The following is a 15,638-nucleotide window of genomic DNA, read 5'->3' on the forward strand; positions in this document are numbered from 1 at the left end:
GGAAGCAGGACAACAATATATTAATAAAAAATTGGAGGAGAAAATATGCTACCATCATTATATACAGCGATTAGCGGACTTAGAGTAAATCAACAAAAGTTAAATGTAACAGCAGATAACATAGCAAATTCATCTACTACGGGTTTTAAATCTAAAAATATGATTTTTGAAGATATGCTGAGTCAAAATCTTTCGGATCCAAGTTCACCAGTAAGCGGCGGTCTTGGAGGAATAAATGGGAGACAAAGTGGTCTTGGAGTTAAAGTAGCAGGTATAAATACGGATTTTAGTGCAGGAAGTACCCAGACTACCAATAGAAGTTTGGATTTTATGGCAAATCAGGGAGGAAGCTATTTTGTAGTTAGTCCTAATGGAGATACTATTGCCGATGATGGTACTGCTACTCCGAATCCTAATAAAAGTTACTATTATACAAGAGATGGAGCTTTTACCTTAGATAAAGCAGGTAATCTTTTAACTCAAGCTGGCTACCATGTTATGGGATATAATGTAGATTATAAAACTGGTGCAATTACAGATACTTCAGATACTAATAATATTGTGCCGCCAAAATGTCTCCAAATTGCACAGTATTATGATGCTACTAGTGGAGCAATTGATCCTGCTCCTCAAGATCAAGCTACTGCGGATAAGGAAAAGGTTACTTCCTGGTCTGTAGAGCCATCAACAGGAATTATAACTGTAAAAACTGCAGGTGGTTCATGCAATGTGGGCCAAATAGCGTTAGCTTCTTTTCAAAATGAAGGTGGTCTTGTAAAAGATGGAGGAAATCTGTACGAATCATCTCCAAACTCAGGTGAGGCAGCTTACGGCACCCCTGGTGCAAATTATGGTACTCTTAATCAAGGAGCCCTTGAAATGTCAAACGTGGATTTGGCACAACAATTTACAGATATGATAGTGGCTACTAGAGCATTCCAAGCCAATGGAAAGATAATAACTACAGATGATACTATACTTGAAGATTTAATTAATTTAAAGAGATAGGCATTAATTAAATATCAAAGTTCAAATATCAAAGTTCAAATAATGATTATTTTAACATTTTCTGGTGTTAAGAAGAAAATTATCATTATCTGTTATTTACTCTTTGTTATTTGTTCTTTAGTAAAAGGTGATAAGTGACAAAGTTAGAGAAAGAGTGTCACTTATCACTAAAAAATTACATTTTAGAATAATAGAGACGTTTTAAATCCTTGTTAAATGAAAATATTGTACATATCAGCCCAAATTGAAATTATAATATAATATATAACAGTACATTTAGGAGGATTTTTATGATAAAATTAACTGGACTTGACAATAAAGAATTTATTGTAAATGCAGATATTATAGAAAAATTAGAAGCTATACCTGAAAGTTTAATAACTTTAACTAATGGCAAAAAATATTTAGTAAAAGAATCTACTGATGAAATCGTAGAAAAAGTTATAAAATATAAAAGGAAAATATACACAGGAAATTTTGACTAATTAATAATTAATAATTATTAATTATAGGTAATTGCGAAACTCGCTAATAAAAATGAATAAAAGATGTTTAGAAGTTGCAAAAGTATTGTTAGAAGTTTAAAGACAAATTTTTATGATTTGAAATAGCCATATTGATAAAAAAGGGCGCACGAAATAAAGCAAAGTTGGGTTTCTATTTTTTACAAATAAAATTTATGCAATTAATGGTTTTAGGCTTCTAATATATTCATTTTTATGTATTTTATTTGCTACAATAACTGTTATTAGCTGAGTTATACCGGCTAGAAGTAAGTCAGAATGAAGCGTTAGCTCATTTTGTGTCTTACGATCCGCAACGCAATAACTGCCTTTGAAATGGTTGATGTTTTTCTCGACAGCAGTCCTGATTTTATAAGTGTTTTCCCATTGGAGAGTTCCACGAGTAGTTCCAGGATATGCACGAAGATTCTTTTCAGGATAAATGTAAAACATTCTGCCGCAAGAAGATTTTGTACATGGATTTTCACATAGAGTTACACGTTTGCTCTTTTTAGTTTTTTTATTGTATACCCATTTCATTTTGGGACATACGAATTTCATTGATGGAATTCCAGAACGTAAGTGTGTTTTACTGCCTTCTCGTTTCATTGGAAGCGAATGGTCATAAGGACAGCATGGAATACCATTTTCATTTAAAGGGCAGTCGAATTCTTTTGATGCAAGTTTAGTTTTTAATGGAATGAATGCCTTTTCAAATTTCAAATCATGCAAAAGGTATCGATAAATCAGAATGCTGTCAAAAGCAGCATCACCTAAAAAGATTTTTGGATTTATCAAAGGATGTTTTGCAAAGAAATCCATAAGAACAGGTATAAGAGCTTTAGAATCAGCAAGAGATTTATCTTCATCCGGTGAATCAGATTTTTTCTCAATAACAATATCAGGATGTGCTTTTAGAAAATCCTGATTGTAAAATGAAATATCTCTTACAATACCAAGTCCGTTGGTTACAATGCCAAATTTAAAAGCATAGCAAAAATGACCGTTAATGTACATTTGTTGAATGGCCGGATTAGCTGAAGCGTGTGGAGGCATAGAACCATAGGCAGCTTTATAAGGATCATAAGAATCATCTAAAGCATGTACTTTCTTAAAAGTCTTAAGCTGTTTTATGATGCGGTTAGCATACTTAGGGTTGTTTTCAGTAACAAAAGCTTCGATACCAGAAGTATCAAAAATAGTCATAGAAGCAAGTTTGGGGTCAATTTGCTGGCATATTGGTTCAGTAATATCAACGAGATTATCAAATATCAATTGTAAGTCCAGAATAAAATCCTGTTTAAAACGTGTGAATTTAGAAGCATCAGGGACTTTAAGGAAACCGCAGAAATCCCTTAACTCTTGAGAATATTTAAGAAAAATAATCAAAAGGGAATCCGTAGGAATAGAAAAAATGTGCTGCAAAATCAAAGCACGGAGCATGGCGTAAAGACTGTATTTACGGGGCCTTCCAGTAGAAGCATAAAAATGATTTATGAAGGAAGCAGGGATTAAATCATCAAGGTTAATAGTATTTTCAAGTAAAGAAAGAAACTGAGGCTTGTTATTTTCAAATTTTTCTTTGCAATCAGAAAAAATATCTGCCAAAGAAAGCTGTTTATATGGTATCATAAATATATAACTCCTTTCTGAGGTATATGGTGATTTTGTTTCTTTGCAATTCAATTTTACCATAAATCAGTGAGGAGTTATTTTGTTTTGTAACAAAAAATACACCGCATTTATACGGGTTGTAGCGTTTCGCAAACGCCTATTATTAATTATTAAGTAAGGAGGACACATCATGGAAAATAAAGCAGAAAAAAAAGGTTCATCTAAAATTAAAATCATTGCTATAGGCGTATTAATACTGGCAGTGGTAGCAGGAGGGGCCTTTTTTGGATATAATACTTTTCTAAAAAACAAGAAAACTACTGCTAAAACTACTGTACAACAAGTTAATACTCAGCAGGTGGTAAATAATGGACAAACCACGGGGACAGCTGTAAATTCATTAGATCAGGTTGTATCTTCCCAAACTTTTCAACTTGACGAGGTTACTGTGAACTTAGCAGATGAAGGTGGAAATAGATATTTAAAGGTTGCAGTTTACTTAGGATTTGATGAAAAAAAGCTTACATCTGAATTGACTGCCAAAAAACCAATTGTAACTGATGCAGTTATTCAAGTTTTAAGAACAAAGAAAGCAGCAGATATAAGTGCTAAAAATATGAACAATATAAAATTGGAAATAATTCAGAAAATAAATCCTATGCTGGAAAAGGGACAGCTAAACAATGTGTATTTTACGGATATTGTGATTCAATAGTACTTTTATCTGATGGCTACCTACTGTAACACTCCCACGCACACAGCGAAAGCGACTATACCAAATCAAGGATTTGGAATATCTGCTTTTCTATCAAAGTGGGAGCTAACAGTAGCTACGCCCCTAGATAATTCATCTAAACTTAGTGAGAGAAACAAACTCCCACTAAGTAAGATTCATTGATAAGTTTACCCTAAAAAGGAGAATATAAATGGATTTACAATTTATGTGGATGATTTTTAGAACAGTAATAGCTCTTCTATTTGTAATTTTTTTAATATATATTTCTGCAAAATATGGTGGAGAAAAACTTAAGAATGTTCAAAAGGGTAAATTTATAAGAATAATGGAAAGAGAGCAACTGTCAAAAGAAAATAGTTTACTTGTAGTAAAAATAGGAGAAAAAATGCATGTTGTATCTTCTGCATCAGGAAAAATTGAAATAATATATGAATTGAATGAAGAAGAAGTTTCGGAGTTCAAAAATAGAAGTACTATACCAGAATATAAAAATTTAAAAGATTTTTATACAAGATCAGGAATGGAGCAATTAGTTAAAAGAGCAAGTGACAAGTTAACTTTAAAAAAACTTATAGATAAAAAGGAAGATAAATGATGAACAGTAGAGATAAAAAGATTTTTATAACTATTTCAATTTTAATATTTGTCATTCTTGTTTTCAAAGCACATAGTGTATATGCAGCTCCAGATGCATCACAGGCAATGCCAATACCAAATATAAATGTATCTATGGATAATGCAGGTACTTCTACTCCACAGCAGTATGTACAAAATATAAAATTGCTTATATTTCTGACAATTATAACATTGCTTCCATCTTTTGCAATGATGATGACAAGTTTTGTAAGAATTATAGTTGTATTTGGTTTTTTGAGAAGTGCCATGGGAACACAGCAGTCACCTCCAAATTCAATTTTGATTGGACTTGCACTATTTATGACAATTTTTATTATGTATCCTGTTTATTCAAAAATAAACACAAATGCTATCGTACCTTATATGCAAAATAAAATAACCCAGGAACAGGCAATAAATGAAGGGGCTAAACCAATTAGAAGTTTCATGCTTAAGCAGACATATAAAAAAGATTTACAGCTATTTATAGATCAAGCTAAATTAAATTATAAGGTTACTGCAGATGGACAAAACGCTCCACTCTATGTAGTAGTTCCGGCCTATATGATAAGTGAACTTAAAACTGCCTTTAAAATAGGATTCTTAATATATATACCGTTTATGGTAATAGATATGGTGGTATCGAGTGTGCTTATGGCTATGGGAATGTTCATGCTTCCACCAACTATGATATCTCTGGCATTTAAACTACTTTTATTTGTAATGGTAGATGGATGGTATTTACTTGTAAAATCTTTAATTATAGGCTTTTCATGAGGTGAATTGAATGAGTGAAAACATGGTAATTGGTATTATAAAAGATGCAGTACAAACGGGACTTATAGTAGGAGCTCCCATACTTATAGTTTCAGTGGTGGTAGGTCTTATAATAAGTATATTTCAGGCAACTACTCAGATACAGGAGCAAACACTTACTTTTGTCCCTAAGCTTATTGCAGTGGCTGTAATAGGACTTATTACAGGAAGCTGGATGTTACAGCAGGTTGTAGCTTTTACTGAGAGAATTTTTACGTATATAGCCCATATAACACAATGAACATTGCTGCAAAGTATAATTGGAGAGGAATAAATTGATAAATACATTATATTTTACCGCCTTAATTTTAGTATCAATAAGAATTTTTTCTTTTTTCATATTGGTTCCAATATTTTTCCCAAGTGGAATTCCAAATGTAGTTAAAGTGGGACTAACAGTAGTTATGGCATATATATTGATGCCAGGTATAGATTATGCTTCCATAAGCAGTATAGATAATACAATGTTTTTTGTAATGAATTGCTTGAATGAGGTAGCAGCGGGCCTTACCCTTGGATTTTTAACTAGCTTATGTTTTTCTATGGTGAGAATAGCGGGAAATCTTATGGATATGCAAATGGGATTTGCTATGGTTAGTATGTTTGATCCTACTTCAAATAGTAATACGACTTTAATTGAGCGTTTACTTTATTGGTTTAGTTTGGTTATTTTCTTTATAGTAGATGGACACCATATGCTTATAAAATCTTTAATTCAAAGTTTTAGTGTAATAAAACTTGGAAGTTTCTTTTTAAATCAAGCTTCAATTAATATAATTTTTAAAGCCTTCATAGAGTATTTTGGCATTGCAATTCAAATAGGAATACCTATAGTTTTAATACTCCTATTTACAGATTTAACAATGTCACTTATAGCAAGGACAGTTCCACAGTTAAATATAATGATATTAGGATTGCCTGTTAAAGTACTGATAGGGTTTGCATCATTTTGTTTTGCACTTCCAATTTTTCTTAAATTAATAGAACACTTATTTACAGCTATACCTAATTCCATAGATGGTTTTTATAAGGCATTGCCGTTGCTTTTGATATTTGCAAAAGATGATAAGACAGAAGAGGCTACTCCTAAAAAGAAAAGTGATTCTAGGAAAAAAGGTCAGATAGCTAGAAGTAAGGAAATAGGACTTACTATGACACTGCTTGCATCAACTTTAGTTATAGCAGTTCTAGGAGGATATGTTGGAACATCTCTTGGTTCCACAATGGTAGCTTTTTTAAATGACTATATAAATACATCGCTTAATTACAGTAGTGTAAATAAAATAATGTTTATAACCATATGGAGAATAGCTATAGTTTTTCTACCTATAGCGGTTCCAATACTTGCGATAGGAGTATTGGCAAATATGGTTCAAACAAGAGGGCTTATAACTTTTGAAACTTTAAAACCAGACTTTTCAAAATTAAATCCTATAAGTGGATTTAAAAGAATGTTTTCTGCTAGGTCTGTCATGGAACTTTTGAAGGATACCGCTATAGTGTCTATAGTAGGATACGTAGGGTACAAATTTATAAAAGACAATTATATGTATATATTGAACTTAGGTCAATTGGACTCTAGGGCTGTAGCAAAGGCTATAGGAAGCTTAGCTGTGGGTATATTTTTTAGAATAACTTTAATTATGCTTATAATTGCAATTCTTGATTATATGTTTCAAAGATATCAATATAATAAAGACCTTAGGATGTCAAAGCAGGAAATTAAAGAAGAATTTAAACAAGATGAAGGAGATCCACAAATAAAGGGCAAGAGAAGACAAAAACAGAGAGAATTAGCTATGCGAAGAATGATGCAGGAAGTTCCAAAGGCTACTGTAGTAGTTACAAATCCTACTCATGTTGCTGTAGCTTTAAAATATGAAGATGGGCAGAATGCACCTGTCCTTGTGGCAAAGGGATTAGATGCTGTAGCCCTTAAGATAAAAGAAATAGCAAAGGACAATGATGTGCCAATAATTGAAAACAGGCCACTTGCAAGGCTTATATATAAAGAAGTTGAAATTGATATGGAAATACCAGCTGAGATGTATCAGGCAGTGGCGGAAATACTTGCGTTGGTTTACAAGATGAGGTGATATTTTGGAAAGAAGTAAAAAAAAGTTTAGACTAAAAGATAACTTAGATATAATAATGGCATTAGTAGTTATTACAGTAGTGTTTATGATTATAATTCCAATGCCCGCAGGACTTTTAGATGTATTGATTTCATTTAATATAACATTATCTATAATAATTATACTTTTAACCTTGTTTACTACGGAAGTATTACAATTTTCTATATTTCCTACTTTACTTTTAATAACTACAATTTTTAGATTGGCTTTAAATATATCCTCTACAAGACTTATACTTAGAGATGGATATGCAGGGGAAGTTATAAATGCTTTTGGCAACTTTGTAGTAGGAGACAATTATATAGTAGGAGTAATAATATTTTTGATTATAATTATCATACAGTTTGTTGTAATAACAAATGGTTCTGGCAGAGTTGCGGAAGTTTCTGCAAGATTTACTTTAGATGCAATGCCAGGAAAACAAATGAGTATAGATGCAGATTTAAACTCTGGTTTAATTGATGAAAAAGGTGCTAAAGATAAGAGAGAAAAACTTCAAGAAGAAGCAAGCTTTTATGGAGCTATGGATGGTGCATCCAAATTTGTAAAAGGAGATGCTGTGGCATCGCTTTTAATTGTAGTAATAAATATAATAGCAGGTATTGTAATAGGTATAGTAATTAAAGGACTTGGAGCTTCTGAAGCTGCCCAAACTTATGCAAAGCTTAGTATAGGTGATGGACTTGTATCTCAGGTTCCAGCACTACTTATATCTACAGCTTCAGGTATACTTGTTACCCGTTCAGGGAGTGCTGAAGGTTTTGGTACTCTTGCTATTAAACAGTTGACGGGATTTCCTAAGGTAATAGCTATTGCAGGTGCAGTGTTGTTGTTCCTAGCCATGGTGCCGGGTCTTCCACATACAGCATTCTTAATTTTATCAGTATCCTGTATGATAGCTGCATATCTACTTTACAAAGATGAATTGCAGCATAATATGCAGCAGCAGGAAATAGAACAACAGGAAATAACTCAAATAGAAAATAAAGAACCAGAAAATGTAATGAACTTAATATCTGTAGAACCTATGGAAGTGGAAATAGGCTATGGATTGATACCACTAGCAGATGAAAGTTCAGGAGGAGATCTTCTTCAGAGGATAACTTCTGTAAGAAGGCAGTGTGCTATTGAAATGGGAATAGTAGTTCAACCAATTAGAATTAGGGATAATTTGCAGTTAAATACTAATAGCTATGTAATAAAAATAAGAGGTACAGTAATTGCAAAAGGAGAACTTATGCCAAATATGCTTCTATGTATGGATCCTACTAATTCAAACAGTGATATTCAAGGGATAAGCACTACGGAGCCATCTTTTGGACTCCCTGCTATATGGATAAATAAAGATCAAAGAGAAGAAGCAGAAATAAAAGGACTTACAGTAGTGGATCCTACTACGGTTATGGTAACTCATCTTACAGAGTCAATTAAAAATCATTCTTATGAATTACTTGGAAGACAGGAAGTCAAGCTTATTGTGGATTCTGTGAAAGAAAAGTATCCTACTGTAGTGGAGGAACTCATACCGGACCTTCTCACTATAGGAGAACTTCAAAAGGTACTGCAAAGTCTTTTAAGAGAAAGGGTTTCTATAAAGGATATGGTAACTATTATGGAATCTCTTGCAGATAATTCAAGAAATACAAAAGATATAGAAGTACTTACAGAGTATGTTAGATTTGCATTAGGAAGAAGTATATGCAATTCACTTATAGATGAAAATGGAGTTATTACAGTAGTTACTTTATCTAAACAGCTAGAGGATTTAATAGGAAGCAATATTCAAAAGTCAATGCAGGGTTCTTTTCCAGCAGTAGATCCGGATACTACAAGTAAGATATTAAATTCAATTAAAAGTTTACTAGAATCAGTCTATTTTTATGAAAATCAACCTATAATTTTAGTTTCACCTAATATAAGGGCACCTTTCAGAAGATTAATTGAAATGGTATTTCCATCGGTAAATGTATTATCATTAAATGAAATACCAAATGATGTAGAGATAAAAACCGAAGGAGTGGTTTCAATATAATGATCATTAAAAGATACAAAGTCAATAATATGAATGAAGCTATTACGAGAATTAGGTATGAACTTGGGAAGGAAGCCGTAATAATAAGCCAGAGGAAAATAAAAAAACCTGGCATATTAGGTTTTTTCTCTAGAAAAATTTTAGAGGTTACTGCAGCTGTAGACAACAAGAAAAAGGAAAATAGCCGTGAAGCAGATATGCAGGATAGCATTGCAGCAATAAAAAAACTTGTAAATGATAAAATGAAAAATAACACCTTATGTAATGACATAAAAGGTGATAAAATTATAGATAATGATGCTAAAGAAAATTACAATGCATCGGAGTGTAATTATGAAAATAATATAGTGGATAAAAATAATGACTCTATTATAAAAGAAATGCAGCAGATGAAAGGCATGCTAAGTGAAATGATGAAGGTCTCTTATGGCAATGTAGGAAAAAGCGCATTTCAGATAAAACTTGAAAATAGCGATTTCAACAGTAAAGTAGTGAGCACAATTTTAAATAAAGTAAATATAATAGAAGATGATAGGGATGAAGAGGAAAAATTAAAAGAAGTAGTTACAAGTATGATAAAAGTAGAAGATAAAGTACTTGAAAATATAGTGGTGTTAGTGGGGCCTACAGGTGTTGGGAAAACTACTACCATTGCTAAACTTGCAGGTAAACTTTCTCTTATTGAAAAGAAAAAAGTAGGACTTATAACTATAGATACCTATAGAATAGGTGCAGTAGAACAGCTTAAAACTTATGCAGATATAATGAATATACCTTTTCAAGTAGTGTTTACCATAAAGGACATGGGAAAAGCTATAGAGAATATGTCAGATTGTGATGTAATTTTAATAGACACTACAGGAAGAAGTAGCAAAAATAAGATGCAGATATCAGAACTCAGGGCATTTATAGATAAGGTAAATACGGATAATATACACTTAGTTATAAGTTGTACTACTAAAAACAGGGATATAGATGTGATAGTAGAAGGATACAAGGAGCTTAATTATAATAATGTTATAATAACTAAATTAGATGAAACATCTACGTATGGATCTATATTAAATATTTTACAAGCTGCAAAAAAACCTATAAGCTTTGTTACTACAGGACAAAATGTGCCGGAAGATATAAAAGTTATGAATTCAGAGGAATTAGTTAAACTTGTACTTGGGGAGGATATTATATGCTAGATCAAGCTGAAGAGCTTAGAAAATTAGCTCAGGAGGATAAAAAGACAAGAAAAGAAAAAGTACCTAGCAGTACAAAACCTAGGATAATAACTGTTACTTCTGGAAAAGGAGGAGTTGGAAAGAGCAATTTTGTAGTAAATGTATCTATAGCACTACAAAAAATGAAAAAAAATGTACTTATATTTGATGCAGATATGGGAATGGGTAATGATGATGTTTTAATGGGGTGTTTACCTAAATACAGTGTATATGATGCCATATGTGAGAATAGAAATATAGAAGAGGTTATTATACAAGGACCTTTTGGAGTAAAATTACTTCCAGGGGGAAGGGGAATTTCAAAAATTGCAAATGTAAAAAAATCCCAAAAAAAACAATTTATAAAAAAGGTATCATTATTAGAGGATTTGGATTATATAATACTGGATACAGGTGCTGGAATAAATAGAGATGTGTTAGGATTTATTGCCTGTTGTCAGGAACTTATTATAATTACTACACCAGAACCTACATCTCTTACAGATGCATATAGTTTAACAAAGGCTGTAAATTATTTTAAGTTAAACGATTTTGCACAAATAATTATAAATAAGGCTTCTAATGCTCAAGAAGGAGAGAAAACCTTTAATAAATTTAAGAGTGTAGTAAATAAATTTTTAGATGTAGAAATGAAGTACCTAGGCTGTATATTGGAAGACAAAAAACTTGTTCAGGCTGTTAGAAATCAAGTACCGTTTTTGATAAATTATCCCAATTCTCAAGCTTCTAAGGATATAAATTTAATAGCTAGTAAATTATCAGGAGCTGAAATAGACAGCAGGAAAAGTAGTATACAGGATTTATTTAAAAAGATTTTTAATACTTTTTCATAAGGAGAAGGAAAGAGATGGATTCCAACATTGATTTTACAGTTAATAGCAGAATTGAAATAGACGTGGACAATGAAATATATAAAAGTAATATTCAGGATGTGTCAGAGGATTGTATAAGTATAAGCATACCCGTAAACAATCATAAGTATATGCCCCTTTCAAAAGGTGAAAAGGTGGATGTTATATATTATGAGGGAAAAAATGTATACAAATTTAATACTGTGGTTGTAGGACGTAAAATAGAGAGAATACTTATGATTATGCTGAAAAAACCTGAAAAAGTTCAAATTTGTCAAAGGAGGAATTTTGTAAGAGTACCTTTGATTTTGGATGTGTTGTGTACCATGTTCCCTTTAGAAAAGGACTTATATCATTTAAATGATCAGATTGAAGTGTTTAAAGCATGTTCTGTAGACATGAGCGGCGGCGGAATGAAAATAGTTGTAGATGTAAAAATGAAAGATAAATTAAAGTATGGAGACATTGTTATAGTGACGATTCCAATGGAAAATGACAGCTTAACTTTAAAAGGAAAACTAGTGAGAATTAGTAACAACAAAGATGAAAGTAAATTGACTTGTGGACTATCTTTTATAGATATGGACAAGATCAGTAGAGAAAGAATAATAAGGGTATTATTTCAAATTATGAGGCAGCACATAAAAAAAGGAGCAAAGGAGGATTAAAATATGGCTTTGGCAAATAAATTAGATATAAAAGAAGAATTGGTAAAAAAGTATCTTCCTTTAGTAAAATACATTGCTTCTAGGGTTATAATTGGAAAGACCAAATACATTGAATATGAAGATTTGGTTAGTTATGGAATGTTAGGGCTTATGGACGCAATAAACAAGTTTGATAAGGACAGAGGGATGAAATTTTCCACTTATGCGTCCATAAGAATAAAAGGTTCTATGATAGATGAGCTTAGGAGAAATAGCCCTATTTCTAAAGGCGCCATGGACAAGCTTAATAAATACAATGCAGCCATAGATTCCCTTCGAAGTAAATTAGGAAGAGAACCAGGAAGTGAAGAAATAGCAAATCAATTAGGTATGCCTTTGAAAAAAATGATGGAAATTGAAAATTATATAAACTATATATCTATAGTATCTCTAGAAGATTTGATATTTTCTGAAGATGATGATATTCCACTTATGGGAACTGTAGAAGATACTAAAAGTCCAAGCCCAGAAAAAAGTCTGGAGAAAAAAGAAATGCTGGAGTATTTAGCCAAAGCGTTAGAACTTTTAAATGAAAAAGATAATTTAGTTATTACTCTATATTATTATGAAAGATTGACTTTAAAGGAAATAGGCCATATATTAAATGTATCAGAGTCTAGGGTATGCCAACTTCACAGCAGGGCAATTTTACATTTGAGAAAAAACATGATTAAATTAAAGTATGTATAGAGATGTTTTTAAGAAGGAGAAAATTTTATGGTTCCAATCATATTGATTATAGCAGGAATACTTTTAGTAGTATTAAATTTCAATGCAGTATGTAAAGAAAAAAAATCTTTTCAAGACAAATTAAATGTAAAGCAAAATGAAATGGGAAACTGTGAACTGGAAATCGGCAAAATGAGGAAGGAATTTGCAGAAACTATACTTGAACTTCAAAAAGAAATTGAAGATTTAAAAACACAGGGTAATCATGATTCTTATGAAGCTATTTTATCTGAAGAAGTAGAGGAAAAATTAGTGGAAGAAGAAGTTGAAGATATCAAAGGCGATGAAGACAATACTGAAGAAGAACCAAAAAAAAGTGAAAATTCAGATAAGGTTACTGAAGCTTATACAAATAATGTTAAAATTGATGAAATAAGAGGATTATTAAAAGATAATATTTCTGTAAGTGACATATCTGAGAAAACTGGTATTGGCAAGGGGGAAGTTCTATTAATAAAAGAATTGTATGCAAAATAAAAATGTTTTTTGATTTTTTTAGTGATAGAAAGATACTTATAGGTATAGGTATAGGTATTTTAATAACTACTTTTATAATGAGTGGTGTTAAGATCCAATACCAAATGAGTAAAGGTCAAATTGAGGATAAGGCAAGATCAATGGGAATGCATTATCCTGACGAAATGAAAGTTATGGATAAAGGAGGAAACAAATGATTAGAAGTTTTTACTCTGCAGTATCTGGAATGATAACTCAAGAGGCAAAACAGGATGTGATAACAAATAATCTGGCAAATGCAAATACTGTAGGATTTAAGCAGGATGACCTTAGGGTGAAAAGCTTTAATGACATGCTTTTACAAAATTATGACAAAACAGAAGGAAATAGAAGTGTTAGAAATATAATAGGGTCTATAAGTCTTGGAAGTGGAATTGATTCAGTTAAAACAGGATTTACCCAAGGATCCATAGATTCTACAGGTGTATCTACTGACTTTGCTATTGATGGAAGAGGATTTTTTACTGTTAGGGCACAGGATGGAAAAGAGTATTATACGAGAGATGGCCATTTTCACGTAAATACAAATGGAGTACTGGTAAATGATGCGGGAGACAGTGTTTTGGCAAGAAATACTAGGACAGGTGCTTTAGGTGAAATGAATGTGGGAAATGGAGAGATGAATTCAGATGATTACGGAAATATAAGTATAGATGGAACTCCAAGTTATAAGCTCTATACAGTTGATTTTAATGATTATAATACTTTGACAAAAGTTGGAGACAATTTATATACAGGAACAAATGCTGAAGAGACAAATGCTGTGGTAAGGCAGAAATCACTTGAAAAATCCAATGTAAATATAGTAAATACAATGTCGCAATTGCTTACTACTATGAGGTCTTTTGAAACTAATCAAAAGGCAGTTCAGTCAATAGATGAAACTTTGGAGAAACTAATAAATGAAGGCGGTAAAGTATGATTAATAGAAAAGGAATGATTTTGTATGCTTAGAGCTATATGGAATAGTGTAAGTGCTATGAATGCACAGCAGGATAAGTTAAATAGTATATCCAATAATTTAGCAAATTCAGATACTGTAGGATATAAAAAAGAAAATGTAGAATTTAATGATCTAGTATATGAAACCTTAAACAGAAAAGGATATCCTACTAATCCTAATGGGACAAATACAATAAATGGTACAGGGGTAAAGGCTACAGAATGGATTAGAGATAATACTCAGGGACCAATTGAAGAAACAGGGCTTAAAACAGATATGGCTATAGATGGAGATGGATATTTTAAAGTAACTCTAGCAAATGGAACAGCAGCTTATGAAAGGGCAGGAAATTTTACTGTAGACAGAAACGGAAATTTGGTGGATAGTAATGGAAATAAACTTGAAGTCAATCTTACAGCAGAAGGAAGTAGTTTATTCAATTCAGGAACGGTATTTAAAAATGATAATTTTAAAGTAGATGAAAAAACTGGACAAATATACATGAATGTTAATAATGACAGTGTACCTTATGGAAAGATAAACATATATAATGCAGTAGGGCAGGATTCCATGAAATCTATAGGAGATAATTTATACCAGCCAGCAAACAATGTACAAATGAATATAAATACCAAAGCACATGTGGTTCAAGGCTATTTGGAGCAGTCTAATGTAGATATTGGAAGAGAAATGACAGATATGATAATGGCACAGAGGTCTTTTGAACTTGCATCAAAAGGACTTACTACTTCAGATGAAATGTGGGGACTCATAAACGGTATGAAGAGATAGAGAGTTTCTAATCATAAAATCAACTTATACTCCGGATATTTTTTACAACCTTCAGCTCATTAAATATTTTGACAAGGCTAAGCAAAAAATTTTAAAAAATGCTGAGAATTTTTGAAAACTCGTACCTCAAACAATTCAAAAGTTCTAGATTTTTTAAAAATTTTTCACTAAGTCTTATATACAAAATATTTAAAAGAGCTTCATTATTGTAAAAATATGCCTGCGTATAAGTTGATTTTTAAGTTAAAAAGCTTTATAAAGTATTTCTTCATATATATTTATTTTCAAGAGTAACACTGTATGAGGTATTCTGGGTTGAAACTTGAACTTATATGATCTGTATAAGTCAACTTTCAACTGAGAAACTCTATAATTTTATGAAACATATGCAAGGTACATACATATAATG

Annotated in this window: 16 protein-coding genes and 1 pseudogene; 16 read left to right on the top strand and 1 reads right to left on the bottom strand. The window is 31.7% G+C overall.

Going from position 1 to position 15,638, the window contains the following annotated elements:
* The first annotated feature begins 45 nt into the window (after positions 1 to 45).
* Together B5S50_RS16535 and B5S50_RS16540 are read left to right on the top strand one after the other, a co-directional pair.
* The gene (locus B5S50_RS16535; protein WP_217302353.1) at positions 46 to 1,008 is read left to right on the top strand and encodes a flagellar hook-basal body protein; all 963 of its coding nucleotides are present in this window, start codon (positions 46 to 48) and stop codon (positions 1,006 to 1,008) included.
* A 290-nt stretch (positions 1,009 to 1,298) separates the two neighbouring features.
* A complete protein-coding gene (locus B5S50_RS16540) occupies positions 1,299 to 1,493 on the top strand; it encodes a flagellar FlbD family protein (protein ID WP_217302354.1) in 195 nt (64 codons plus the stop codon).
* A gap of 305 nt (positions 1,494 to 1,798) precedes the next feature.
* On the opposite strand, the pseudogene B5S50_RS16545 reads toward B5S50_RS16540, so the two are convergent.
* Positions 1,799 to 3,143 (bottom strand): annotated as a pseudogene (locus tag B5S50_RS16545) (transposase).
* Positions 3,144 to 3,315: 172 nt separating this feature from the next.
* Between B5S50_RS16545 and B5S50_RS16550 the strand changes: the two are divergent.
* From B5S50_RS16550 to B5S50_RS16615, 14 genes are all read left to right on the top strand, one after another.
* Complete coding sequence (locus B5S50_RS16550; RefSeq protein WP_217302355.1) at positions 3,316 to 3,840, top strand: flagellar basal body-associated protein FliL; 525 nt, start codon at positions 3,316 to 3,318, stop codon at positions 3,838 to 3,840.
* Positions 3,841 to 4,051: 211 nt separating this feature from the next.
* The gene (locus B5S50_RS16555) at positions 4,052 to 4,456 is read left to right on the top strand and encodes a flagellar biosynthetic protein FliO (protein ID WP_217302356.1); all 405 of its coding nucleotides are present in this window, start codon (positions 4,052 to 4,054) and stop codon (positions 4,454 to 4,456) included.
* Positions 4,453 to 5,253: a flagellar type III secretion system pore protein FliP gene (fliP, locus tag B5S50_RS16560; RefSeq protein ID WP_154104945.1), complete on the top strand. Its 801-nt coding sequence runs from the start codon at positions 4,453 to 4,455 to the stop codon at positions 5,251 to 5,253. The genes B5S50_RS16555 and fliP overlap by 4 nt, the downstream gene beginning before the upstream one ends.
* Before the next feature lie 10 nt (positions 5,254 to 5,263).
* Entirely contained in the window at positions 5,264 to 5,533 is a 270-nt protein-coding gene (gene fliQ / locus B5S50_RS16565) for a flagellar biosynthesis protein FliQ (protein WP_013237700.1), read from the top strand.
* 34 nt (positions 5,534 to 5,567) lie between these two features.
* Positions 5,568 to 7,388, top strand: a complete 1,821-nt coding sequence (locus B5S50_RS16570) for a fused FliR family export protein/FlhB family type III secretion system protein (protein ID WP_217302357.1) — start codon at positions 5,568 to 5,570, stop codon at positions 7,386 to 7,388.
* Between the two features lie 4 nt (positions 7,389 to 7,392).
* The gene (gene flhA / locus B5S50_RS16575) at positions 7,393 to 9,459 is read left to right on the top strand and encodes a flagellar biosynthesis protein FlhA (RefSeq protein WP_217302358.1); all 2,067 of its coding nucleotides are present in this window, start codon (positions 7,393 to 7,395) and stop codon (positions 9,457 to 9,459) included.
* A complete protein-coding gene (gene flhF, locus B5S50_RS16580) occupies positions 9,459 to 10,652 on the top strand; it encodes a flagellar biosynthesis protein FlhF (RefSeq protein WP_217302359.1) in 1,194 nt (397 codons plus the stop codon). The genes flhA and flhF overlap by 1 nt, the downstream gene beginning before the upstream one ends.
* Positions 10,646 to 11,524 carry a MinD/ParA family protein gene (locus B5S50_RS16585; protein WP_217302360.1) on the top strand — a complete coding sequence of 293 codons (879 nt, stop codon included), beginning with the start codon at positions 10,646 to 10,648 and terminating at the stop codon, positions 11,522 to 11,524. Before flhF ends, B5S50_RS16585 begins: the two co-directional genes overlap by 7 nt.
* 14 nt (positions 11,525 to 11,538) lie before the next feature.
* The gene (locus B5S50_RS16590; protein WP_217302361.1) at positions 11,539 to 12,210 is read left to right on the top strand and encodes a flagellar brake protein; all 672 of its coding nucleotides are present in this window, start codon (positions 11,539 to 11,541) and stop codon (positions 12,208 to 12,210) included.
* 3 nt (positions 12,211 to 12,213) lie between these two features.
* Positions 12,214 to 12,939 carry a FliA/WhiG family RNA polymerase sigma factor gene (locus tag B5S50_RS16595; protein ID WP_217302362.1) on the top strand — a complete coding sequence of 242 codons (726 nt, stop codon included), beginning with the start codon at positions 12,214 to 12,216 and terminating at the stop codon, positions 12,937 to 12,939.
* 27 nt (positions 12,940 to 12,966) lie between these two features.
* Positions 12,967 to 13,455, top strand: coding sequence for a hypothetical protein (locus tag B5S50_RS16600; protein ID WP_217302363.1), 489 nt, complete (start codon positions 12,967 to 12,969; stop codon positions 13,453 to 13,455).
* A 2-nt stretch (positions 13,456 to 13,457) separates the two neighbouring features.
* Positions 13,458 to 13,652 (top strand): hypothetical protein, encoded by a 195-nt coding sequence (locus B5S50_RS16605; RefSeq protein WP_217303839.1) that lies wholly within the window; start codon positions 13,458 to 13,460, stop codon positions 13,650 to 13,652.
* Complete coding sequence (locus tag B5S50_RS16610) at positions 13,649 to 14,416, top strand: flagellar basal-body rod protein FlgG (RefSeq protein ID WP_217302364.1); 768 nt, start codon at positions 13,649 to 13,651, stop codon at positions 14,414 to 14,416. The genes B5S50_RS16605 and B5S50_RS16610 overlap by 4 nt, the downstream gene beginning before the upstream one ends.
* Positions 14,417 to 14,440: 24 nt before the next feature.
* A complete protein-coding gene (locus B5S50_RS16615) occupies positions 14,441 to 15,229 on the top strand; it encodes a flagellar basal-body rod protein FlgG (protein WP_217302365.1) in 789 nt (262 codons plus the stop codon).
* Positions 15,230 to 15,638 lie beyond the last annotated feature (409 nt).

The organism is Clostridium sp. 001, from assembly GCF_019056555.1.
GTDB classification, from domain to species: Bacteria; Bacillota; Clostridia; order Clostridiales; family Clostridiaceae; genus Clostridium_B; species Clostridium_B ragsdalei.

Bases quoted from the DNA above. Each gene is read 5' to 3' on its own strand.
- B5S50_RS16535 (WP_217302353.1), top strand. From the start codon at position 46: ATGCTACCATCATTATATACAGCGATTAGCGGACTTAGAGTAAATCAA.
- B5S50_RS16540 (WP_217302354.1), top strand. From the start codon at position 1,299: ATGATAAAATTAACTGGACTTGACAATAAAGAATTTATTGTAAATGCA.
- B5S50_RS16550 (WP_217302355.1), top strand. From the start codon at position 3,316: ATGGAAAATAAAGCAGAAAAAAAAGGTTCATCTAAAATTAAAATCATT.
- B5S50_RS16555 (WP_217302356.1), top strand. From the start codon at position 4,052: ATGGATTTACAATTTATGTGGATGATTTTTAGAACAGTAATAGCTCTT.
- fliP (WP_154104945.1), top strand. From the start codon at position 4,453: ATGATGAACAGTAGAGATAAAAAGATTTTTATAACTATTTCAATTTTA.
- fliQ (WP_013237700.1), top strand. From the start codon at position 5,264: ATGAGTGAAAACATGGTAATTGGTATTATAAAAGATGCAGTACAAACG.
- flhF (WP_217302359.1), top strand. From the start codon at position 9,459: ATGATCATTAAAAGATACAAAGTCAATAATATGAATGAAGCTATTACG.
- B5S50_RS16585 (WP_217302360.1), top strand. From the start codon at position 10,646: ATGCTAGATCAAGCTGAAGAGCTTAGAAAATTAGCTCAGGAGGATAAA.
- B5S50_RS16590 (WP_217302361.1), top strand. From the start codon at position 11,539: ATGGATTCCAACATTGATTTTACAGTTAATAGCAGAATTGAAATAGAC.
- B5S50_RS16595 (WP_217302362.1), top strand. From the start codon at position 12,214: ATGGCTTTGGCAAATAAATTAGATATAAAAGAAGAATTGGTAAAAAAG.
- B5S50_RS16600 (WP_217302363.1), top strand. From the start codon at position 12,967: ATGGTTCCAATCATATTGATTATAGCAGGAATACTTTTAGTAGTATTA.
- B5S50_RS16605 (WP_217303839.1), top strand. From the start codon at position 13,458: ATGTTTTTTGATTTTTTTAGTGATAGAAAGATACTTATAGGTATAGGT.
- B5S50_RS16610 (WP_217302364.1), top strand. From the start codon at position 13,649: ATGATTAGAAGTTTTTACTCTGCAGTATCTGGAATGATAACTCAAGAG.
- B5S50_RS16615 (WP_217302365.1), top strand. From the start codon at position 14,441: ATGCTTAGAGCTATATGGAATAGTGTAAGTGCTATGAATGCACAGCAG.